The organism is Streptomyces sp. AHU1 (genome assembly GCF_045343905.1).
GTDB classification, from domain to species: Bacteria; Actinomycetota; Actinomycetes; order Streptomycetales; family Streptomycetaceae; genus Streptomyces; species Streptomyces triticiradicis.
In genome coordinates this window covers 6,005,356-6,029,416 of sequence record NZ_CP174283.1, presented here as the reverse complement: position 1 = coordinate 6,029,416, position 24,061 = coordinate 6,005,356, and the positions used below count along the sequence as shown (strand labels likewise).

General features: G+C 65.2%; 10 protein-coding genes. 2 read left to right on the top strand and 8 right to left on the bottom strand.

The genetic code is table 11. From position 1 onward, the window contains the following. Positions 1 to 3 precede the first annotated feature (3 nt). Positions 4 to 3,207 (top strand): type I restriction endonuclease subunit R, encoded by a 3,204-nt coding sequence (locus tag ACICHK_RS27000; RefSeq protein ID WP_406838907.1) that lies wholly within the window; start codon positions 4 to 6, stop codon positions 3,205 to 3,207. A 397-nt stretch (positions 3,208 to 3,604) separates the two neighbouring features. Beyond that, positions 3,605 to 4,846: a Shedu anti-phage system protein SduA domain-containing protein gene (locus tag ACICHK_RS26995; protein ID WP_406838906.1), complete on the top strand. Its 1,242-nt coding sequence runs from the start codon at positions 3,605 to 3,607 to the stop codon at positions 4,844 to 4,846. A 303-nt stretch (positions 4,847 to 5,149) separates the two neighbouring features. On the opposite strand, the gene dpdD is transcribed toward ACICHK_RS26995, so the two are convergent. Genes dpdD through dpdE form a run of 8 tightly spaced genes read right to left on the bottom strand, consistent with a single transcriptional unit; the run spans position 5,150 to position 23,130 of the window. Beyond that, on the bottom strand, positions 5,150 to 7,369 hold the full coding sequence (dpdD, locus tag ACICHK_RS26990) for a protein DpdD (protein ID WP_406838905.1): 2,220 nt from the start codon (positions 7,367 to 7,369) through the stop codon (positions 5,150 to 5,152). After that, positions 7,366 to 7,878, bottom strand: coding sequence for a phospholipase D-like domain-containing protein DpdK (gene dpdK / locus ACICHK_RS26985; protein WP_361742924.1), 513 nt, complete (start codon positions 7,876 to 7,878; stop codon positions 7,366 to 7,368). The genes dpdD and dpdK overlap by 4 nt, the downstream gene beginning before the upstream one ends. Then, positions 7,875 to 12,356: a protein DpdJ gene (gene dpdJ, locus ACICHK_RS26980; protein ID WP_406838904.1), complete on the bottom strand. Its 4,482-nt coding sequence runs from the start codon at positions 12,354 to 12,356 to the stop codon at positions 7,875 to 7,877. Before dpdJ ends, dpdK begins: the two co-directional genes overlap by 4 nt. Then, positions 12,353 to 13,063 (bottom strand): hypothetical protein, encoded by a 711-nt coding sequence (locus ACICHK_RS26975; protein ID WP_361742918.1) that lies wholly within the window; start codon positions 13,061 to 13,063, stop codon positions 12,353 to 12,355. The genes dpdJ and ACICHK_RS26975 overlap by 4 nt, the downstream gene beginning before the upstream one ends. Then, positions 13,060 to 16,158: a protein DpdH gene (gene dpdH, locus ACICHK_RS26970; protein ID WP_406838903.1), complete on the bottom strand. Its 3,099-nt coding sequence runs from the start codon at positions 16,156 to 16,158 to the stop codon at positions 13,060 to 13,062. The genes ACICHK_RS26975 and dpdH overlap by 4 nt, the downstream gene beginning before the upstream one ends. Continuing rightward, the gene (dpdG, locus tag ACICHK_RS26965; RefSeq protein WP_406838902.1) at positions 16,155 to 17,078 is read right to left on the bottom strand and encodes a protein DpdG; all 924 of its coding nucleotides are present in this window, start codon (positions 17,076 to 17,078) and stop codon (positions 16,155 to 16,157) included. The genes dpdH and dpdG overlap by 4 nt, the downstream gene beginning before the upstream one ends. Then, positions 17,078 to 19,681 (bottom strand): protein DpdF, encoded by a 2,604-nt coding sequence (gene dpdF, locus ACICHK_RS26960; protein ID WP_406838901.1) that lies wholly within the window; start codon positions 19,679 to 19,681, stop codon positions 17,078 to 17,080. The genes dpdG and dpdF overlap by 1 nt, the downstream gene beginning before the upstream one ends. Then, positions 19,678 to 23,130 (bottom strand): protein DpdE, encoded by a 3,453-nt coding sequence (gene dpdE / locus ACICHK_RS26955; RefSeq protein WP_406838900.1) that lies wholly within the window; start codon positions 23,128 to 23,130, stop codon positions 19,678 to 19,680. Before dpdE ends, dpdF begins: the two co-directional genes overlap by 4 nt. Positions 23,131 to 24,061: the final 931 nt, after the last annotated feature.

Below are 24,061 nucleotides of genomic sequence, written 5' to 3'. Positions count from 1 at the left end.
CGCATGGCGACTGCAGATCAGACTCGCGAAGAGGCGTTCGAGACTGAAATTGCCGAATATCTCGCCGTCCACAGCTGGGCGTACAGCAGGTCGGATGACGGATACGACACAAAGCGCGCCCTGTGGCCCGAGGACGTGCACTGGTGGTTGAGGTCCACGCAGTCCGAGGAGTACGAGAAGGTCGTCAAAGCCGGTACCTCGACGGAGCAGGCCGATAAAGACGCACTGCTCGATGCACTCGTGGCGCGTCTGGATACTCCGATGGGTTCGGGCGGCGGCACGCTAAACGTGCTTCGGCGGCGATTCTCACACACTCGTGGTGCTACAGCGCACTTCCGGATGTGCCAGTTCGCGCCGGCGACCACCCTGAATCCGACGGTGACGAAGGCGTACGAGTCGGTACGACTACGGGTAGCGCGGCAGGTGCATTTCTCGTCGGCTCGTGGCGACAATCGGTCGATCGACCTAGTGTTCTTCGTGAATGGGCTGCCGGTGGCAACGCTGGAGCTCAAGTCTTTCTTTAAGCAAGAGTGGCGCACAGCGATCAAGCAGTACAAGCAGGATCGCCAACCTAAGGGCCAGCCGCTCCTCGGCTTCGGCACTCGCGCCCTGGTCCACTTTGCCGTCGACGACGACGAAGTATGGATGACCACGAAGCTCGCAGGCGACAAGACCCACTTCCTACCGTTCAACCGGGGCCACGCCGACGGCGCGAAAGGCAACCCCTCAAACCCGAACGGCGCGGCCACCTCCTACCTGTGGGAGGAGGTCCTCGATCGGCACAACTGGCTCCATATCCTCGGCTCGCTGATGTTCCTGCGCAAGAACGAGGACGAGGACCCGGCCACAGGAAAGATCAAGCGAACGACGACGCTGCTGTTCCCCCGCTACCACCAGTGGCGTGCGGTGCGGCGGATCGTCGACGAGGTCCGTGCTGGCGGGCCGGGGCGACGGTATCTGATCGAGCACTCGGCCGGCTCGGGCAAGACCAACACGATCGCCTGGACCGCGCATCGCCTCGCCCGACTGCACGATGGTGACGATTGCAAGGTCTTCGACAAGGTCCTGATTGTCTCCGACCGCAAGGTCCTCGACCGGCAGCTCCAGGAGGCCGTAAGCCAGGTCGACGACTCCGGTGACTCGGTGGCGGTCATCGATTCCGCCGCCGTGCGCCGCTCCGGCGGCTCGAAGTCCAGGGCCCTACTCGACGCGCTGACCGGGCCTGCTCTGGTCGTCGTGGTCACCATCCAGACGTTCCCCTACGTCAAGGGCCTGATCGACACGACGCTCAACGACAAGGCGTTCGCCGTCATCGTCGATGAGGCTCACACCTCCCAGTCCGGCAAGACGGCCAACGCCCTGAAGAAGGTCCTCACCGAGGGTGGGCAGGTCGCCGAGGACGAGGCGGTCGACACCCAGGACGTCGTCAACGAGCTTCTTTCCGCCGACGACGAGCACGCCAGGCGCGAGCACCGGATATCCGCCGAGACGGCTGCCCGAGCCTCGTCGCCGAACGTGTCGTTCCTTGCGTTCACCGCCACGCCGAAGCACAGAACGAAGACGCTGTTCGGGCGTCCCAGCGACGATGGCAAGCCCGAGTCGTTCGACGTGTACACAATGCGGCAGGCCATCGAGGAGGGGTTCATCCTCGACGTGCTGCGTGGTTACCAGACGTACAAGACCGCGTTCGAGATCGAGGAGCGCGGCGCCGATGGCGTCGTTACCACGATCAGCAGCGACGATGAGGGTCAACTGGTCGACCCGAAGGTCGCGACCAAGAAGATCATGCGGTTCAAGAACCTTCACCCGTCCAACATCGGGCAGAAGGTCGAGATCATCGTCGAGCACTTCCGGGCGAACGTCGCGCGCCTCCTCGACGGCCAGGCCAAAGCCATGGTCGTCACCTCCTCACGCCAAGCAGCCGTCCGCTACAAGATCGAGACGGACAAGTTCATCCGCGCCAAGGGCTACAAGCTCAAGACGATCGTCGCGTTCTCCGGTGACATCACCGATGAGGACTACGGCCTGGAGAATGCCACCGAAGCGTCCTTGAACCCGGGCCTCGGACCCGATCTCGCCCGGGAATTTCGGCGCCCCGACTACCGGCTGATGTTGGTGGCGGAGAAGTTCCAGACTGGCTTTGACCAGCCGCTGCTGTGCGCCATGTACGTCGACAAGCAACTCCCCGACGTCCACGCCGTCCAGACACTCTCCCGCCTCAACCGCACCTACCGTGCCCCATCTGGCGAGGCGAAGGACCAGACGTTCGTCCTCGACTTCGTCAACGACCCCGTCGACATCCAGAATGCATTCCTGCAGTACTACACCGAGGCCCACGTCGAGACTGCCACCGACCCCAACCTCGTCCACCAGCTCGCCACGAAGCTCGCCCAGCCCGGCATCTACACCCGCGCCGACGTCGAACGCTACGCCGAAGCCTGGTGGGGCCAGCAGCGGCACTCGGCACTGGCGGCGGCGATCGCGCCGGCCCGCGACGAGTTCACCAACCGATGGGCCGACGCCACCGAGAGGGACGACAGCGAGGCACTGAACGAGCTGCGGACCTTCCGCAAGGACTGCGGCTCCTATGTCCGTCTCTACGACTTCATGTCCCAGGTCGTCGACTACGCGACCACCGACCTGGAGAAGCTCGCCGAGTTCCTGCGCCAGCTGGTGCGCCTGCTCGCAGTCAACGATCCCCGCGCCGACGTAGACCTGTCCGGGATAGTCCTCAAGCGGGTGCGGCACATTGACCAGGGCAAGGCGGCCATAGCCCTGTCCGGAGAGCAGGAGACGCCAGGGCTGCGAGGCGTCACTGGCATCGGTACCGCCGTGGCCCGCGATCCACAGCAGGTGCTGCTGTCAGAGGTGATCGCCAAGATCAACAGCCTGTTCGGCGGCGAGTTCGCGGACCCGCAAATCGGCGGCTTCGTCACGGCCGCGGCCGGGATGGCCGAGGAGGACCCGCTGATCGCCGAACAGATCGACAACAACGCCCAGGACCAGTTCCTCATCTCTCCCAACCTGCGCGAGGCCCTCACCGACGCGGCCGTGCTCAACGAGGGGGCCTTCGGGAAGCTGACCGGTGCGCTGACCGGCGAGAATGAGCGAGCCGAAGAGCTCATCCAGCTGATCGGTGCCTACTTGTACCAGTCCCGGCGCGCGCGCACGGAGCCGGAGGCCGAGCCGGAAGATCCAAAAGAATGATGCCTTGAGGGGAGGGGGCTCCCGGGAGGACGCCTCGGCACCCTCGCCTGCGAGTGCTGCCGCCATCTGCCCGGCTGACACGCACCTTCCCACTCCGTCGTACAGCAGCGCGTTTGCTGTCCCCCACTGCCCTGTCCGCCGGCTCAGGCGTCCGCTCCCGACTCGGCCTGCCACTTCGCAGGCAGGTCGAGGGGGAAGAGTCGCTACTGGGCTGCAGGCGGTCCATCCCGTCCTGTCGGGTGGGTCTTCACTGAATCCAGCATTGTCGGATCAGGCCCATGAGTTGGTCCTCATATGAGAGCCTTCTGCTGATCGAGCCAGGAGGCTGGCGCAGCAGGTTCACCAGGGGGGCCGGGGACAACGCGCTGCACCATCCCCATTTATACAAGGACCGTTCATGGCTACAGCAGAGTGGAAAATGGTGGCGACCCAACTTCGCCAGAAGTGGGCTGGTCCTAGCGACGAGCAGAATCAACTCAACCGGTTACTCACTCTCGGCTTTGGGCAAGACGTCCCGGCGCCAGTGGCCGCGGCCTTGCTTCGAGCCCGTTTGCGCGAGCCGTTGGGGCTGCCGCGAACTCAAGCGGCCACCGAGAACGAGATCGAACTACTGCGTACTGTCGCAGCGGAGACCGGTGTCGCCTTCCCTGCCGAGGTTCGTGAACGTGACCTTCTCGACGGATGGCTTGAGGCGATGCAAGCCAAACGAGCTGCCGAATATCTCGAAAAGTGGACTCCATCGCGGGATGACGTCGTCGTCATTGGTAAATCAGGCAAGGAACGCTCCTATATTATCTCCTCAATCGGCACCTCTGGGCAGCTTAATTTCCGTGGCGGGCGTGGTCAGCGCGCCTGGCCGCACGAAATTATCAGGATCACCCGGATCTCTGATAGCGAACATAAAAGAGTTGCCTACCAGGCGCGACAGGAGGCGGCAGCTCGGAATTCTTCCCCAGAATTGATTGGCGGCGCACAGTTGGCGGCACTGAATCAGTGGAAGGTTCAAGACGACCCTTCGTTCGCAGCCCAAACGGCGCTAGTCGCTGCTTTGGAAAAGGCAGATGGTGGAGACCGTAAGCGACACGAACGCCCCATGCAGATCGCGCTCGAGCAGCACCCTGAAATCCTTGGACATCTAATTCGAGGAAATCATGGCACGTACGTACGACCACAGGTGCAGGTCGGGACACAATACGTAGCCGACTTCTTCATTGGAAGTCAAAACTCTTTGGGTATGCGCTGGCTGCTGGTAGAGCTTGAGCGGCCTACTGCGGAGTTGTCTCTTCAAGATGCACGTCAAGCATCAGAGACGCTACGCAAAGCAATCCAGCAAATCAGAGATTGGCGCGAGTGGCTTTCCAACAACCTCGACAATGCGCAGAAGAGCGTCAGCCAGGGAGGACTCGGATTGCCCGGCATCCGGACTAGACCTCCAGGATTGATCATTATCGGGCGGGAAGATGGGGCAAGAGGTACCGGTGTCATGCGCAGTCAGTACGCGGAGGCAGAGGACATTCAGATCCGCACGTACGACTGGCTGGTAAGAGCTACGCAGTCACGTTTCCCCATGGGCCAGGGAGCCCTTGACATGGAATTGGAAGAGGACTGGGGCTATGACCTGTCAGACCTTCCGTTCTGACGTGCGCTGGCCGCAGAAGGCCACCACTGGCCTTTCGATGGAGAGCAAAGTCGGTGGACCACCCGTGGACGAGGTGACAGCAAGTACCTGCTTGCACTGCTCTGACCAGCACGGTTGATTGAGACTCAAGCGCCCTCCGGACACGTGTCCCAGAACTGCAAGTCCATCGGCGATGCTCGGCATCGCACGCCTGCACAAGTTAGCCCTCCTGGGATGACCCCGGAGTCCAGTCCGAGGCGGTCGCCTCGGACTGGACTTCTCGAACGTTGCGGGAGAGGCGTTAGCCCACTGCGTTGCGGAAGGTTACCCTTCCGCCAGTTCACGCAAAATCGCTGATGAGCCACGCGAGTTGACGAGCACTACCGGCCGTGTCCCACGCTTGGCAGCGATGAAATCAGTGGCGGCATGCTTTGCCGATGCGGTCACCACGACAAAGACGTCAGCGTTGGCTGCCTGTGCGGCGAGTTTGCTGCTGCCATCGTGTTCGGCGCTCGTCTCGATGTCGATCTTGGGCACCAAGATGCGCAGTATCTGTGCAGCCCGGGTGGTGGCTGACTCGGTGAGGGAGTACAGCACCACCTTTGAGTCTTGCAGGTAGCGGTAGGGCGCTCCGGGGTCGGCGTCCTGTACTTGGTCGGCGAGCAAGTCTTCCGGGACACCGGCTCCCAGTTCGCCAGCTATGAGCTTGATGGCCTCAAGGTCGGTTGGGTTCAGTGCTGTCTTGAACGGCCTGACCGTGTCGGTGATTTTGTAGAACAATTCAACGGCGGCGGGGCTCGTTACTGCTGCCGATGTAGCTGTCGCCGCCTGCAGTATGTCGATCGCCCACGTCGTGGTCACAGCGGAGACGTTCGCGGAGACGATCAACTCGGTCCACTCGACCGCCGACGCGAACACCGCGGAGGCAGGGTTGGCAGACAGTAGATAGTCCAGCAGGGCTTGGGTCTGCACCCGGACGCCGGCCGAGTTCTTACCGCTGAGTGCGAGACCGGCGAGGATGCGTTCACTGAGTTCGGCCGCTCCGTCTTCAGCAAAGATGTCGCGGTGCGCTGCCATGAACTGGCCTCCGAATTCACCGAGTTTGCCCAGTGTCTCGTCGGACGCGTCGTGAAGCCACGCGGTCAGCGCACTGCTGCTCAGTGGCGTCCAGCCATCGGTGATTTCGGGTCCGGCAGCCAGCGCTGCGCTGCCATGGTCTCCGTCCAGAGCATCCAGCCAGGTGCGCCAGTCCAAGCGAGGCCCGGCCTGGGTGAACTGCTCCAACCAGGCGAGATCATCGCGCAGGCGTGCGCTCGCTCCGTCGATCAAGCCTTGGAGGTGATGCGTGGAGATGTACTCAAGTGCCAACGCTGCCTGCTGTGGTGACTGCAGATCGCGTGCACAGGTCAGGAGCAGGTATGCCGCGTGCAGGCTCGGTTCGAGTGTCAGCACGAGTTCGATGGCTGCCTGAAGTTCGCCCCGGGCCATCATCCCGGTCGCGCGCTCCAGGGGCGATTCGCTTGGGGCGTCGAGCTGATCCACAGGAGCGGACGGCACGGACAGGTCAGTGTGCTGAGGACTTTGTTCTCGGTGCAGGTGCAGCACATTGCGCAGGTGGGCGGGCAAACCGGGTTCGATCGTGCCGGCTTCGTCGAGGAGTCGGTTGAGTGTGTCCTCTCCGGCGTCGTCTTCGACCTCGATGAGGAACTCCACGACAGCCTGCGCCCGACTCGTTCTCGGCATGCCCGAGAACAGCGGCCGGAACGCTGCAGGGAGCGCAGTAACGGCACCGAGTAGTTCTTCCTCTCTGCCTGCTGCGTCGTACGGGGCGAACCAGCTGGCATAGGCCGCCTGCTGGATCACTTGAGTGACGCTCAGGGGGCGGCGCATGGCAAGGACGTGGTCGAGGTCCCGGTCCGCGAGAACGGCCTTCCAGTCTTCGAGCCCGGCGAAAAGTCGTAGTCGCAGGAAGGCTAGGTTCGCCTGGTCGAGATCGGCGGTCGCCTCAAGTTCGCGCAGGCAGGCCAAGGCGACGGTACGGTCGCGGGCAGCGATGGCGTGTCCGAGGTCGTCGAGAACCTCGACAGTCGTGCGGGGGGCATCGAACTCCGAGGGCGGCCGACCGTTGAGGAGTCTAGTGAGCACCAGCAGGGCGTCGCGTACCTGGCCTCGCGCGTCTTTCCACTCCTCCGAGTCCGCTGTCCGGCGGGGCAGTACTTCAAAGCGCAGGGGCTTGACAGATACGTTTTCCAGTACGGCGTCGAATGGATCAGTCGGGTTGAGGGCACCACGGTGGCGGGGCAGATCGCTGAAGGTAGGGCCGATCCAACTGTCGAGGATAGCGAGTGTCTCGCGCTGTTGGCGCGGGGTGGGTGCGAAGCCGTACCACCACAGGCGGCCTTGAGAACTTCGCGGCAGGAATCCGATCTGGCGCTTCTGGATACCTGCCATGAAATTATCGAGTATGAGTTGAAAGTCCGGTCCTACCCGTGTGGGCGTGATGTCGTTGCCTGGACCGAAGAATTCCTTGAAATCAACGCTCATGGCAATTGATACCTGTTCTGGTATTCGACCCAAGCGCGGGCGATCTGGTCGGGGTCGGATACGACGGTGACGCCTTCCTGGTTCACTCTCTGGCCGAAGAAGGTGAAGTTCATCGAACCATGAACGTGGAATCTGTCGCTCACCATGCCCTTGTCGTGCAGGGTGTTCCGGATGAGCAGGGTCGGCCGCGGCCCCACCGGGGCGAGGTCGGTGAGGCGTTGTCCTGTGACGGTGTTGCGCGGCTCGTCCCGCATGATCACTCGGACATCCGAGCCACGGCGGGCGAGTTCGATGAGTACCTCCGTCAGCCGGATGGGCCGGGCCGGCAAGGCGGGGAGCACGCTCTTGAACTGTCCGGATGCATTGTCGATGACGACAATGTCGGAGATCCACGGAGACAGTACCCACAGGCGATTTGACGGAGCCAGCAGTTCAGACACCAGCAGGTTCTGCAGCAGATCGGTGAGTTGCCGGGTCTCGCCGGCCCCGGCGGTGGTGATCCTTCTCATGCGGACACCTCGGCAAGTTCGAGGGTGGCCACGACGCTGCCCTCGGAGCGGTGGTCGATCTCGACGACTCGTGGGAACACTTGGAGGAAGTCCGTTTCGATGGCGCGGATCGACAGATCCACCAGCATGTCTGCCAGGGCGGGTACGTCCTCGGGAGGCGCGATGAGCTGGGCGGATCCCTGTTGGGCCAGGCGCGTGCGCACCAGGTTGTCCGCGTCGGGATCTGTCACGCTGATGAGGTCGTCTGTGGACGTGAACAGTCCCCGGATGAGATCGGGTGCGGCCGGCGGATTGTCGAAGTAGGGGTTCCACGACTGCAGTGCTCCGGCGCGTATGGCCCATCCGCGTGGCCACAGTGCGCTTTGGATGGCGTCGATGCGCTGGCGGTCTGAGGAGTTCGCGGACAGGCTCAGTCCGGCGTCCAGGTCGTGCCTCTGGCGCATCAGGTAAGCCCAGGTACGCGGCGAGATTTCAAGACCCAGGCGTTGCTCTTGGATCTCCCACTCGTCAATGAGGGTACGCAGTGCCTGATCCGTCTGTGCGGTCGATCCGGGCCGGAGCAGGCGGTTCGCCAGGCTCGAGACGACGGACTGCTCCGCGCCGTGGATGCCTGAGGCGCGCAACTGCGCCCGTATGCGGTCAAGGTTTTTCACCCGGTCCGCCTGTGTCGCCGAGCCCCGGTATTCAGCAACGAGGTCGATCCAGTCACTGCGCTCGGTCGTGTAGCGCACGATCCGCCGCATGTGCGCGTCGACCAGTTCAGTGGTGGAAGGCTGGACGGCTCTCATGATCAGCCGCAAGAACCGCCGCGGGTCGGGGCGTACGCGTGTGGCCAGCGCTTCGATGAAGCCGCCACCGCCGATCGAGGCTTCGGTGAGCCAGACCTGGCCATGGCGCCATGTGCCGTCGGGGGCGTAGCCGGGTTCTATGTCGACGATGATGCCTTCGGGGTCGTGCTCGGGGCAGATCTCCCGGGCAGCCCACAGGGCCGCCTGTCCAAGGGTGGCAAGGACGCGTTGGCGCAGCCAGGCTTGGAATTGTGCGGGGTCAGGGTTCCAGACCTGGTCCGTCAGGTGGTCCAGGCGGGCAATGATGTCCTTGTCGGCAAGGAGTTGGCGCAGCCGCTCACCGACCCGGCCGAGTGTGGCGCTTTCGCTCTCTTCGACGTCAGAACTGCGGAACATCGCCTTCAGGGTGTCCGTCAACCGGTCGGCGAAGGTTTCCCGCACCATCTGGTAGGCGTGGGGAAGCGACGTGCCGTCACTCACGGCGGACATCAGCAGCATGCATTCGATGGTCTGGTGCAGCCATTCCAGTTGGAACTTGTTCATCTGTTCCAGCAGTTCGGGGTCGTTCGTCAGAACATGCTGGAACCAGGCGCTGCGCAGGGCCGGGTCGAGGTCGCCCGGTGGAGCAATCACGTCCGGCACCGTGATGGTCAGGCGCAGGCCATCGACGTCGTAGGTGGCTCCGAGACCGACCCGCTCGTCATCGAGCGAGAACTGTGCTTTGACCCGGGCTTCGCCGCCGCGGGCGAAGACCAAACTGGCCTCGCTCTGGATGGCAAGACGGCGGACCTCGACGTGGGCGTTTTGAGCGTGCAGGAAGAAGCGTGCTTCGTCGATGAGGCTGCCGATAGGATCCGACAGGGGAAGGCGGGCGACCAGGCCGAGGCCCCTCTCCAGGAACTGGGATCGCCAGACCAGGGACGCGTTGGAAGCATCCTTGAGTTCTGGCGGTGCGAGTTGGAGGTCCACCCTGTCGGGGCGGACGATGGGGATGGGGGTAGGGAAACCGCCGACTTCGACGGTGGCGGTCTCCTCCCGATGGTGCGCCTGCAGGGCAGGGGCGAGATCCATGACGGTCTCGCGCTGGCCGTAGGGCACAGGGATCCAGTGCCGGTGCTCGAGGTTGCGGGTGGCAAAGCGCCGTGACACTCGTCCTGGCGCGTACTCGCGCAGCATCTGAGCCAGGCCCATCGCCTGCAGTTCAGGTTCCTTCTCCCACGGCTGCTGCGGGGGTATGACCACGTACCCTTCGGGAAGTGCGAGTTCGCTGAAGAGGTTCTCGGGGAAGAAGTCGGGCAGCGGATTCTTGCCCATCAAATCCTTGCCCTTGACGTACGTGTAGTCCTCCGCGACAGCCCACTCGCTGTCCAGCCTTCGGGCCAGCGTGGGTACGGCCGCCAGGATGAGCGGGCGAGGGGGATGCCACAGAATCTCGGCGGCCAACTCCTCGGAGACCTGAAGTGCGCCTTCGATCCACAGACGGAGGCTGCGCTGGCGGCCGGGATCGCGCAGTAGATCGCGCAGAATGGTGACGGCTGTCTGCTGGACCTTGCGGTTGTCCGGGTACTTCGGATCGGCGAGACCCTTCAAATCACGCCACAGCTTTGCGTACCGGTAATCGGACTGCAGTTGTGCTGCCAGCCAGTCAAGCATCGCCAGGGTGGCTTGGATGCGCAGGACTGCCCGGTTGCGGATGGGAAGCACCAGTTCGGGCAGGACGGGATCGAACAGCGCATCCCAGGCCTCGTAGGTGGCACGGTCGCGTCCGTAGTCGGAGAGCACCACCACGGTGTACGGGCGCATGCGGCGGCTTCGCCCGGCACGGCCCTTGCGCTGCAGGAATGCGGCGACACCGCGGGGCGCCTTGTGCTGCAGCACGGCGCCAACGTCCGGATCGTCGAAGCCGACCTCAAGCGAGGCAGTTGCGACGACGAGTTGGGAGGCGGTGTCGACTCCCGCGTCTTGCGAGGTGGTCCGGCTCACGTTGAGGCCCGGGCGGTCGAGTTTGTGGCCCAGTTTCACCGGCAGGTCCCAGACCTGGCCGGCGCGCCGCTGGTCGGGGACGCCGTCTTGCCCGGGACGTCGCAGGGATGCCAAGGGGTCTTTGAACTGCTGGGTACGGGGGGCGCGGTAGCGCTGGCCTTCCGCATCGAGAAGGTAGAAGAAGAGCCGGTTGGTGACGTCGAGGTCGTCAGTGAAGACGAACGCCTTGGTGCCCAGAAGTCCCTGGGATGTGCGCTCTGCCGGGTGATCGAGGACGCGCGGAAGGAGCATCGCCGTCTGGATGGTGGTGGACAGCACGGAGGCACCGCTGGTCGGGTCGCTGCGTACGGCGACCATGTATTCGGCGCCCTCGTACTCCATCTCGTCTGCGCCCGGCTCGATGTTGGTGACGAGTCCGTCGTCAACGCCCGTCAGATCGGCCATGTGGCGAACGGCGTTCGACAGCGTCGCGGACAAGCCGACGAAGGTGACCGGACTGCGCAGAGAGTGGTGCCAGCGCCGCAGGACGAGGGCTGCCTGGGCGCCGGTGGTACCGCTGTAAGTGTGGATCTCGTCGAGCAGCATCAAGCGGGGCTTCTTGGCCGCGCCGACACCGAACAGTGCGCCCAGGGACAGGTCGGACAGACCGCGGTTGAGCATCTCGGTGGTGGTGAACAGCACGTCCGGAGGCCGCTGGCTCATCCGGTTCCGGGTCAGGACCAGCATGGAGTCGTCGAACACGCGCTTGCAGGTGCTGCAGGTCAGGCGTTCCGTTCTGGCCCTGGCGTCCTGCTCGGACCAGAACAGTGCGCCCCCGCACACGGTGTATCCGTCACCGGGACAGGTGAAGTGAGGGCACTGAAAGCCTTCGGCCCGTTTCGTCCATGCGGAGTAGGAGGCCGTCAGGCTCTTCGTGCTGGTTGGGGTGTCCTTGTTGAGTACCCCGATGGTCATGGGCCGGCCGTTGGTCTTCGTCCATAGGTGGTCGAGCCGCCGGGCGTTCGCGAATGCGGTGTTGAGTTGGTCCTTGAGGAGTTCGTTGCGCGGGTAGACGGCGAGCGCACGCGTCCATGCCGACTTGTCCTGGAGTCCCGTCAGGTAGGCGAAGGCCGGCAGGTAGAAGGCGAGTGTCTTGCCGCTACCGGTGCCGGCACCCACGACGGTGGCGGTGGTGATGTTGGACTGCAGGGCAGTGAAGATCTGGCGGCTGGCACGGACCTGGAACCCGCTGAGGTCGGCGTGTTGGGGATCCCGCCACGTCATGGCATCGATGACCTGGCGGTAGAGGTCGTGGAGCGCATCGGTGCCGTCGATGACGGCGTGTCTGGACTGGTCGCGCCGGGGGTAGGCACGCGGGCGCCGCGCGTAGCGGAAGTCCGAGACGAGCGCGGCGCCTTGGCGCCAGGCCGCGGGGTCGTTGGAGGGGAAGATCTGGCGCAGTCGGGCCAGCAGGCGCAGCGTCTCGCCGTTGCGGGTACGCCACCGTGACGGCGAGACCGCATCATCGCGGATGATCAGGCCCTTGTCCTCGAGGGCCTCTATTGTCTCCTGGGCGGTGTCGAGTTCGCCGCGCTCCATGAGGACGTCATCGATGTGGGTGTGCAGTTCGTCGTCGGTGAATCCGCCGTCAACAACGCCCCAGGACAGCAGGGGGTCCTCGTGTGCTTCGAGGACGCCGAGGATTTCGCTCTCGGTCTCAGGAGTCACCGCAGCCTCACCCAGAAGCGGTCCAGGATTCCCAGCCTCGACAGCCCGGCAAGGACCTCGGGGGTGAAGGAGTTCAAGGGCGTCCCGGCGGCTTCCTGGGCACCCGTGATCACTCGGGCGAGGACCGGGTCAACGAGTGCGGCGATCTGCTGGCCGCATGCCTGGAGGCTCTCCAGCGCCGCGGTCAGCCTGGCGACGTCACCCGACTCGGGGACGGCGCGGTTGTTCAGGACATTGAGCACGCCTTGCGCCTTCTCAATCTTGATGCGGATCTCTTCCACGTCGATCCCGCTCTTGCTCAGCGTAGCGACGAGCTCCTCATTGATCACCGCTACTTCACGCTCGCGTTCAGCAGTCCATGCCTGCTCAACGGACTTACGAAGGCCCTTCACGAAGCCATCGGCTGCTTTGACCTGCACCTTCAGCGCTTGCAGTGGGGCATCGGCGTCCTGGCTGGGGAGCATTTCGGCGAGCGCGTGCAGGTCTGCGGCCAGTTGGGGGGCCTGCGGACCGAGGTCCGTGTCCAAGGCAGCATGGGCTGCGCGCAGTTCGGCGACGCCCCGGCTGAGGCGCTGGATCGTCTCGATGAGGGTCTCGACGTTCCCGGCCTGTCCGGCCAACTCGCCGGTGCGGCGGTTGATCTTGTCCTCGTCGTGGGCAGCGACCGCTGCCACACGTAGACGCTGAACTTGTTCAATAAGCGTCATGCGCCCCCCTCAGGTCCGGCCACGTCCATGACCTCACGGCTCAAGGTCTCCAGCCCGGCCACGAGCCGCTGGAGGGTCTCGTCGTACTCACGCTGAGCTTCCGAGGCGGGTCCGGCCTGAAGCTTTTGCTCCAGCACCTTCACCGCTTCCAGCGCAGGGTCGAGCCAGGCGCGGATGCGCAGAGCCGGCCCCTCGTCCAGGGTCATCAGGCGCAGGCGCTGGTCGGCGGTGAGGGTGGGCCAAGCGTCAAGGCCCGCGTTCAGGTCCGTCACCTTCTTCAGATCACTGGCTTTCACCGACTTCGCCGCGTCGTGGAGGGCGGACGGGTTGATCGAGTTGGCTGACTGGCCAAGCGCCGCCAGGTCGGAGAGCAAGGTGTTGAGGGCATGAGCCACCTCGGCGACATCACCGCCGAGATCGCTCACGTCGGGTACCAGCCGTCGGGTCTCGCCGAGCAGCGGATCCAGCATTGTGATGCGCTTCTCGATGTTGCCCACCACGTTCCTGATGGGCTCGGGGACGTGCTCGGGCCAGGCCGCCGCAGCGGCATCGTCGCGCATTGCTCGCAGCAGGCGGGGCAAATCAATAGCCAACGGCTTGCCGGCGCCCTGACGATAGGACGTCAGGCGCAGCAGTCGTTGCTGGAGAAGGTCTCGATCCGCCTTCGATTCAGCCCCGATAAAGCGGTCCTGCCATCGTCGCGTGAGGGGCCGTTCCGCAGCATCAGCGAGTTTCCGCGGACTGACGAAGAGCGCCTTGACCCGGCTGAGTGCATCGCTCTTGTACGAGTCGGCGACCCCCAGGGCCTTACTGACGGTCAGAAGAGCGTGCGCGAGCCGGCCCAGTTCGGCGTCGTCATCTTCCGAAGGAAGGAGGAAAGCGGACACGCTGTCCGCCCATTCCTGGACCCTGTTCATGCACAGGCTCTGCAGCGCGTCTCCTTGCGGCACGTCCTCCCAGGACCCCTCTGCGTTCACCCAGGCGAGCGCACGAAGAACTCGGACGTCATCTACGTTGCGGTGATCGATCGAGACCAGGGCCGTCTGCAGGCCACTGCCGTCCAGTGCAATCGAGGTGTCCACAACAAAGCTCGGCGTGAATTCCACCCTTCCCTTGGTCCAGTCTCCGCTGTCACCTCCGTATCCGTCTTCGAGTCCCAGAAAGCCGATGACGGCGGCGTGCACGATCTTCCGGAGTTCAGTGCGGTGTCTCTGGATGAGTTCGCCGGTCTTGTGCCAGTCGTCGACCGCCTGGACCAAAGACGGCTTCGAAGCCGGAGCCGAAGCCGGAGCCGGGGGCGGGGGCGGGAATACAACGTCCCCGCCAAGAGGAGTCTGCGGCCTGTCCGAGGGTCGGCTGGGCTCTTGCCGTGCCGGCGACTGCGGGAGGGTGTGCTGATCGGTGGTGAGGTCAGGCAGGGGCGGGATGGCGAATGCTTCGTGAATCGTCGGGTGGAGGTTCTGGGGTCCGTGGCCCGGACCCCAAAAGCGGACCATCCGAATGCGGCGCTCAGAAAGTGCGGGATCACCTGGCGTGCTCAGCTGAACGTGGTCCTCGACGTTGTCGAGGACGTCCAGCGCACCGGTGTGGAAGTCGTTCGCGAATCCGGTGCTGGGAAAGCGGCCTTCGTCGATTTCGAGCTGGTCGCGTTGGAGGACGGGGCGCAGGACGCGGGTCAGCACATCGCGCGCGACGAAGGCGTCGCCCTTGGACTGGCTGCGGATGGCCCGGTCCAGTGCAGTCTTGCTGAACGGGAACAGACCGATGCCTCCAATCTCCCCGAACGCTTGGTGGCACTTGTCCCGGACGGGGCATTGCAGGCAGTGGTTGGGCTCCGGGCGTTCGTCGGTCTCCTGATCAAGGACTTCTCGATCTTCCAAGTGGTGCTTGTCGATCTCTTTGGAGCCGACGCGTACCGCGTTGAGGTATCGGGCGGCGAACCCTGCGGGATCGAACGGGGCTGTCTTGTCGGCGGGGAGTTCGAGGTCGAAGACCTTGTAGGTCCGCGTGTACACCGTCTCCGGCATCTGATTGACGAAGTAACCGGTGGTGACGGCCATGACGACGCGCATCGGGCACAGGGCCAGGGTCTCGGTGGGCAGCAAGGTGATTGCGTCGATAAGGCCACCCTGGATGCCCTGGAAGATCGAGAAGTCCTCGATCAAGAGGAGAAGGTCCAGTCCCTGCTTGTGCAGGTCGAGACGCAGTTCGACAAGGAGTTGCTTGAGGTCGTCTCCCCCGATGCCGAAGACCTCGCTGACCGCCGGTCCAAGTTGCTCGTTGAGCATCTTCGCTGCCAGGTCCCGCAGGGGAGCATCGCTGGCGAGTGCGCTGGCGACACTGGCAGCGTCGACGCCGGCCTTGCTGACATCATCGACCGAGAGGTCGAGGTCTGCTGCGCTGAAACCGAACGCGTCCTCCTTGTCCTCCGATCCCTTGCCGGAGAGCTTTTCCCGGACCAGGCGTGCGATGGGGCCGTTGTCGGCGAGCAACCGCCTGCGGAAGACCGGGTCTCCCAGCAGTGCGGGCAGGCCCTCCGCGGAAGCAAGGAAGGCGCGGAGTTCGTTCTCCTCGGGTGTGCCGTCTTTGTCTGCTCCGCGGGTCTCGACCAGGACGGCCAACTCGTTGCGCAGGCGAAGTTGTGCTGTGGTTTCGTCCGCGGCGGCGTCCGTGGCAGCGGCAACCTTGGCACGCAACTCCGCAGCACGTTCGCTGGTGGCGTGCTCCAGGATGAGTTCGAGGATCCCGCGTAGCGACATGCGGTGTTTGGGGACAAAGATCAGCCGGGTCGAGTCATCGGGCTTCAGGTTGATGCGAAGCCAGCGGATCAGGTGTGACTTGCCTGTGCCCGACTTCCCGAGGATGGGGATGATGGGCTGGTCCGCGGGCAGTTCCTCGACGGCGCGCCGCAGGCCGTGCTCGTCGACGACGGTGCCGCCGATGGCGCTGTCCACCTGGTCGCGCAGGACGATCGGGATCGAGGTGTGCGTGGCGAGGAACACTCCGTTGGAGGTGCTCTCTGCCTCGACCGGAATGATTGCCGGGGCCTCACGGGCCTCCCAGCAGGCGGCAGGAAGAGTGCCCCGCCAAGTCATCGCTTTCCTCCTCGAACCAGGGTGACGTGCGTTTGGCGTTGGCTGTCGAATCGCGACAGCCGAATGCCGTCGGCGTCCGGCAGGGTGTCGAAGACAAGCCGGCCGCGGTCCTGCAGGACGCGCAGTGCCTGGCCCACCGAACTGTCGGCGCAGTCTTGTGCGATGCCCGGGTCGGGGTCTCCGCCAGGAAGGGATGCCACGAGGGAGGCGCGGACGAGGCCACCGTGCAGCACCGGCAGTTTGGCCGCCAGTTGGTTCAGGAAGTCACCAATGGGTAGCTGTCCGGCGGGCAGTTCGTCCAGGACGTCATTGATCGCCACAACGGGTAGGGGCACGAGTCCCGATTTGGCTTGTAGAAGCGAAGGCGCCGTGAGGCCGAGTGCCTGTCCCCACCGGGCGGCGGAACCCCAGCGTGTGTCGTTGGTGATGGCCCAGGTCTCACGGTCCGGGTTCGGGAATTGCGCGTGCTGTAGGGCCTGAACGCCAGTGGTCCACGCCACGGGGCGCCCCAGCGCATCCTGTGCAAGGAACCACGACAGCGCCCTCAGCAGATCACGTGCCCCACCGGTGAGGCTCTCCCCCGGGCCCGTCTGCCACGGGTCACCGTCGCGGTCCAGATCGAGGGCATGCCTTTGAAGTGCCCGGCGGAACGCCGCCGGGGCCAGCGTGGTGCCCCTGGCCGCGACGCTGTCGCTCACGGTAATGGCATCGTCCGCATCAAGGCAGAGCATCCCGATCGCCCGGAAGGTGTAGAGGGTGTCCGCGACACCTTCAGAGGAGGAGGCGGCCTCGTTCAGGCCTGGCGGTCTGAACGCCTCGATCAACTCCTTCTCGGTCCAGGCCCGTTTGGATCCGGTGAGGAAGTTGATGACGGCGCGGCCAAGGCCCGGGAGGGTGCGCGGGGGGTTCAAAACAGCCATCAGAGTCTCCTGAGGAAGTCGTCAATGGTCCAGTGAGGGCTGCGGATGCTCTTGATGAGTGCATCTGGATAGGCCGGGTCGGGCATGTCTTCCGGGACGACTACGACGCGTAGTGGCCCGCTGGTGGGGGCGAGCCATGAGAGGGGCGGTGTCTCCCCGTGGTCCATCAAGATCAAACTCGGTACCGAGAGGCGCGCAGGTATCCCGCCGGTTCGCAGGGGGTCCACGGCCACCATGCCCTCGTCGGCGAACCGTGAGGCCGTACGGATGGCGGGGAGCCCGAGCAGCGCTGCTGAGGCGACGATGCCGCGTACGCCGTTGGTGACGCATGACTGGATGAGGTTGCTCAGGGCAGTTCTGAGGCGTCCGCTGGGGTAGGTGACCACGATGCTGCGGTGGCCGGCGGCCAGGTTCGCCAGGGCTGTGCTGGGTTTTCTGCCGAGATCGGGCATGAGCGCTTCTGCGACGAGGGGACGCGCGGTGTGCAAGGTGGGCTGGTGCACGTGCGCTTCTGCGGGGCATCCGGAGCACGCGGGCGCCACGTTCTGGCTGGCCCGCATCGCGCCGATGTCCGTGTAGGTGTACTCCTCACTCAGTACGCGTCCCCAGCATTCTCTGCTTTCCAGCAGGCGGGTGATGCGCGCCGTTGAGGCGGCTTCGGCGTTCTTGATCTCCGTGCGGGTCCGCTGCAGGGCAGCCTCGAGGGTCTGTCGGTCCAGGTTGGCCACGTGCGATCTGAGCCGTACCGGAACGTGGCTGACGAAGGCAGTCCACTCCTTGCTGAACCGTGCTTGCCAGGCCTGCTCGGGCTCGCCGGGTATGCGTTCGACGACCGGGGGGTCCGGCCTGTCGATAGTGATGAGGTTGGCGCGTTCCATGAGGACGAGCGTGTTGCGGTTCCACAGTTCGTTGGCGTCCGAGGGCTCATCGCCGTGCCCGGGTACGACTGTGGTGTCCAGGATCAGGCCCTTGCCCGGCTGCGGGGGAAGGCGGTGGTCCCGCATGGCTTCCCAGCGGTTCCACGCCTTGACGTTCCCGATCACGGTCGCGTTTTCGACTTGCTGGCCTTCGGCCGCGTCAGGCGTAGCGGGAAGCCAGACTGACAGCGCCGCGTGGCCGTCGCGTCCCGCGCGGCCGACTTCTTGGTAGAAGCGGTCGACTGAGGCCGGGACGCACGCATGCACCACGGTTCGTACATCGCTCTGGTCCACTCCCAGGCCGAAGGCACTGGTGCCGACCACGATGTCGGTCGTGGTCGACCCGTCGTCGCCGGACCATCCGCGCATGATGCCAAGACGCTCGGCAGAACCGAGGTCTCCGTGGAAAACGCGGGTGCGTGCAAACCCGGCAGTTCGCAGACGCTCAGCGATGATCCTGGCGGGCTCCTTCTTGGTGGTGTAGATGATCGCTGGCCGCGGAAGGTGGTGCATCGCTTCGATGAGGCGTTCCATCCGGACGTCGGGTGACGTGGTGGTGCCCAGGAAGTATCGCAGTTCGGAGCGCAGGAAGGTCGAGCCGACGAACAGTGACTCGGCGCTGCCTGCGAAGAGTTGATCGTTGAGTTGGAGGCTGGGCGCCGACAGCGTTGCGGACAAGAGTGTGATGCGTGGCGGAGGGTGCCCGGCCCCGGTGGCGAGTTCTCGCAATTCGCCCACGAGCGAGGCGACGATCTGGAACTCGGGACGGAAACTCAAGCCCCACAGGCGCACCAGGTGCGCCTCGTCGATGACCAGGTTGGTGAGTTGGCCGGACGTCGCAAGGGTGCGCAGCGTCGCGGTGAATCCGCGTACGAGGGCTTCGGGTGAGGTAAGGAGGATCCGCTGAGTTCCCTCGCGCAGGCGTTCCTTGATGGCTGCGCGTTCTTCGCTGATGCGGTCGCTGTGGTAGGCCAGTTCGCGAGGGAGTACCGAGGTCGGGAATCGCTTGCGCAGGTGGCGTTCCTGGTCGAGCGCCAGGGCGATGGTGGGCAGCACCACGATGGTGGTTCCGCGTGCACGGAGCAGCCCTGGGGCCAGACCGACGAGGGATTTGCCCGTGCCGGTGGGCAGGACGACGTGGAGGGTGGAGGCTGGATCGGCCAGCGAGGCGGTGCGCACTGCGCTGGCTTGGCTGCGTGAGCGGTAGTGGTCGATGTCGGGAGCGATCGCGTGCAGGGCTGGATCGACGGGTACCGGGCTGTTCGGGCGGGCGCTGGTCTCCACCATCGTGTTGTCGGTGCCGATGAACGGCCCGGGGCTTGCGCAGGCGAGATCGATCCAGCGGGGGTCGCCGTGAAGCCAGTCAGGTGTCCAGGCGTCGCCGAGTCGCACGGTGTGTCGTGTGGCGCCGAACCGTTCGACATGCAGGTGTGCTCGCTTGAGCGCCTGCAGTTCGATTCCGCGTTCGTGAAGGTTGATCTCCAGTTTGTGATGGCGCTGGCCCGTCACGCCAGCTTGGTGGCGAAGCATCTGAGCCAGGAGAGCGGCAATGTCGCCGCTGAGGGCGGGCCCGGCAAGGCCGGAGCGCCAGGCGTCGGCGAAGCGCCGGTGGGGGCCGGTGAGCTGATCCGCTGCTGCTTCCTTTCCCAGAACGATGCGCTGGACGATGTCGAGTTGAGCGGTCACGCGCTGCCGTCCTGCTCCAGGCTGCGGCCCGAGACCACGACCACACCAGTGCTGTCCAGGCGGAGCGAAGGCGTTTGGAGGGCTGTCAGCAATTCCTGGCCCGCCAGCGCTTCCGTTTCCACTTCTTCCTCCAGTTCGGCGCGCTCGTTTCCCTCTGACCGCGCGGCGCGCAGTTGCAACTGCCGCAGTCGGGTGGCTATGTCGGTCTCGGCGAGGGCCAGAGCCCGTGTGCGGGTCTCGCTTACGGCGTCGTCGCTATGGGCCAGGCGCTGAGCACTGTGCTCAGCGGCACGCCAGCGCGGCTCCCAGTGTCTGGCCGGAATGAGTTCGTATGCGTGTGTGATGCGCTCGGAGTTGAGTGCGTAGTCGCCTCCCAGTTGCCCGGGTGCGGGCTTTGCATAGCGTGCCCGCAGGGCGCCGAGATGGCGCTCGTCGGTGATCGGGGTGCCGTTTGCGTCAGTCCACACGGTCACGATGAGCGGCGGGAAAAGCGCGTCGGCCCGGCGTCGCAGCGACGGCAGGTCCACCAGGTCGCTGCTCCAGGCTGCAGCCAACTGATCGAGTACGTCGCTTTCCGGACTGGCCTGCAGCGGTTGTGCTTCGACGGCGTAGTCGAAACGGTAGGCGAGGCGCTCTGCGTAGGGCCAGGTGGGGATCCATCGCCACATGCCGAAGGCTCTGCCCCGGTCGTCGTTCCACAGGAAGTCGGACACGGCATCAATGAACTGATCGCCGTAGCGGTAGAGGCGGACGTCTTCGTGCTCGACGGCTACTTTGCGTACGAAGGTGCCGCGGTGTCCTGTGAGCGGCACAAAGTCACGCTGCAGTCTCGCCGCGGGTATCAGCGGGATCTGAACCTGTCCGGCTGTCGACCGGCTGATGGGTTCGTAGCTACCGATCGCATGGGCGGGGTCGCCGGCAGGTGTGAACCGCAGGTTCCCGGCCTCCCGCCGCGCGGACAGCAGCGCATCTGTGACGTCGGCAAACGAGGCTGCCTCGCTCTCCGAGGCCATCATCCGGCCGTACACGGAGCGCTCATCGGTAGGTGCTTCGATGCTGTCCAGGGCGTCCTGTTCCTGTACGCGCTTGACCTCGTCCTCGAGCATGGTGTGGACCGTGCGGATGGCCTCGGGTGCCGCCTCAGCGCCGTGCTCGAACAGCATGTCCCAGGCAGCGTCTGTGGCGGCGTCCACCGCGTGCTGCAGGCTGGCTACGGACTTGTCGAAGACGGCGAACCCTTCGCTGAGGATGCGCATCCATGCTGCGGCAAACGACTTCGTGTCGGTCGTCTCCGCCACCGAGTAGGAGCGCCAGGCGCCGCCTTCGCGATGCGCGTCCCACCGGTCGCATCGGCCGATCCGCTGCTCGAGACGGTTTGCCCTGGGCGGCAGGCCCACGTGAATGAGGAGATCGGCGAACTGGAGGTTTCGTCCTTCTTCTGCTGAGTGGTCAGCAACGAGGACGGCTGCTGTCCGGCTCTGCTCAAAAGAACGGACTGCCTGCTCGGACACTGCGGGCGAGTCGCTCGCCAGGTGCTGGTAGACCGCCCCGGGCAGCAGCTCCTTGAATGCGCTGGCCAGCTCCCCTGCCAACTGCGGTGTCGGGCAGAAGACGACCACACGCTCACGTGTTTTGAACAGATAGGTCAGTGCATCGGCCAGCGGGCGTGTCACGTCGCGGCGACGGTCCACGAACCGCAGGTCGCTCTCGATGCGGTCGAGCGCGTCCTGCTCGCCCGGCGTGGCGGCCACCCTGGACTGGGCCCACCCGCACAGGGCGTCCGGGTCCAAGGACAAAGCCACGGCCGTCGCGAACGCCGACGCTGCCTCGCGGCGGGCCTCCTCGTCGAACTCGCACGCGGCAAGGGCCTCCTGGCGCCAGTTGTCCAAGAGGGAGGCAAGGCCGGCGAAAGCGGACGAGGGGAGAACAACCTGCTGGGGGCGCAGACGCCCGGTGACCCGGTACGACTCGTGCAGCGCAGCAGTACGGCGGGTGCGCAGCATCCGGCGGTGGACCCGGTACACCTCGGACACGTAGGTGCGCAGCGCGCCGATCGCCACGGCCAGCACCCGCCGGTCCGGTCCGCCCACTGCCTGCCTGGCCTCGTCGATCAGGGCGGCGACTTCAGCGTCTTCAGGGAACGCGGCGCCGATCTCGGTGAGGCGTTTGTTCAGCAGCACGCCAGGAAAGTGGGGCTGCAGTCCGAGGAACAGCCGGCCCAGCGCGGAACGCGCCTGCATGCGCCGGCGCAGGTCCTCGGGCGTCGTGTCCCGGTACACGGCCGGGTCGAGCAGTTTGAGCATGGCCAGGAAGGCGCGTTCGTTGTGCAACGCGGGCGTCGCGGACAGCAGCAGCAGGCGCGGGCTGGCCCCGGCGACCTCGGCAAGGCGCGCGTAGCGGCCGGACAGTTCGGGCTGCTCGCTGTGCGCGAGGCGGGCCAGATGATGCGCCTCGTCGACCACGACGAGATCCGCTGGCTCCCACGTGTCGGGTGCGTCGTCGCGGGAGTACACGATGCGGGCGCCCGGGAAGTCGCCGGTGCGGAATTTGCCCGACAGTTCGCGGCGCCACTGCTCCAAGAGAAACGGCGGGAGGATCAGTTGCACGGTGAGGTCGGGCTGATCCAGCAGAAGTTCCCGCACGACGAGGCCGGCCTCGATCGTCTTGCCCAGACCGACCTCATCGGCCAGGAGGTAGCGCTGCACCGGGTCCTGCAACACACGCCACACAGTCTCGACCTGGTGCTCGTACAACTCGATACCGCTCGAGAGCACACCGCGCATGCCGTGAGCCGCCGAGCGCTGCGTCAGGGTGCTCTGCAGAAAGGGGCGCCGCATGTCGGCCAGCAGAGGCGATTCCAGCAGTCCGGCGCTGGCAAAGCCGACGGGGTCTGCCAGCGGCTCGTCCCAGCGGACATACAGGTCCTTCTCGGGAAGGTATCCCTCCCAGTTGCGCGCCCGTACGTGGATGTCCCGATGGGCCGAGGTGGCGATGACGCGTCCCGAGCGCCATGCGGTGCCCGTGGACCAGAACACCCGCGTCTCGGGTGCCAGCGCGAACCGTTTGAGCCCCTCCCTCGGGACGGTGTGGCGACGGCGCTCGCCCGGATGCTGTCCTGGGGTATCGAAGTACTCGAGGATCAGGCCATCGCCGTCCTTGCCCACGAGTTTCCCCGCCCCGAGCGTGTTGGCGCTGGACACCAACAGGTCACCCCGGTTCAGCGACGGGCCGCGGGAGGTGTCGCTGCTGCGAACCGGGCGGCTCGCCTTGGGCGTGCGGGGTCGGGCCGGCGCCGCCTTGCCCGGGCTGCCGTCGATGGTTCGCGATCCGCGGCACTGCGGGAACCGTGAACAGCCCCAGAAGCAGTTGCCTGCGTTGGCGCCCCGCGATGCGAATTGCATGACCATATTGGCGCCGCACCGGGGGCACACGACAGCTTCGTCCGTCATGCCGCACCCCCTTCTCGGCCAGTGGTGCGCAGCAGCAGTGCCGGCAGGTGGGCTCGGCCCCAGAGGCTCAAGGTGCTGCCTGCGGACCGCGACGGTAGGACCCTTGAGCACGGGTCGACTCCGCCGTGCAGCCTGCCGCCTGACGCGGCGCGCAGCGGCATGTGGCGCCTCTGCATTGCCAATCCCCCATGGAGAACCGCGCGTCGCCACCACCTGAGATATTCCGCCATCACCTCAAAGCGGATGAATATGCCCTTCCCTCCCACGGGCATTGCGTTGCACCTGCACGCCGAACAGCTGGCGAACCAGACGAAATCCCCCACCCTCAGCCCCGACATCGCACTTCCTTCACAAGATGCTCACATCCAGCCGGCTGAAGCGTAAACCGCACCACTGACAACGACCCCGCCGGGTAGACCATCTTGGGCGATCTCGATGCGTCGACGCCGGGTCACCGCACCGCAGCCACACCCCGGGCCGCCTGCCACCACTCCATCCGGTGCCGCCCTGCCGCCACCCTTCCATGCCGTCCCGCCGGGATGCCGGGATGCCGGGAATGAGATCACAATAAAGATGATCATTTAGTTTCATAGCCCATACGGTTAGTCCGGTCAATACCGAGTGCAAGTGATCAGCAACTGACGCTGCGGGAACGCCGCGACGCTTGCGATGCCGTGACACTGCAGGGACTCCGGGCCGAGGAGGAGACCTGACCGGCCCCGTCCAGCGGGACCGGCAGAAGAAGGGGTAGCGCAACACCTGCCGTACGGATAGATACAAGCGAGGCAGGACGAGGCGTCAACCTGTCGGCAGCTACGTTCGAGTGACCCAACTGCCCGTCATCGAGTTGACGATCGCTACCAGATCTTGCTGCAGGTTCATCAACACCAGCGCCCAGGGCCTCGGTCCCGCCGACAGCCCGGGCCGACAC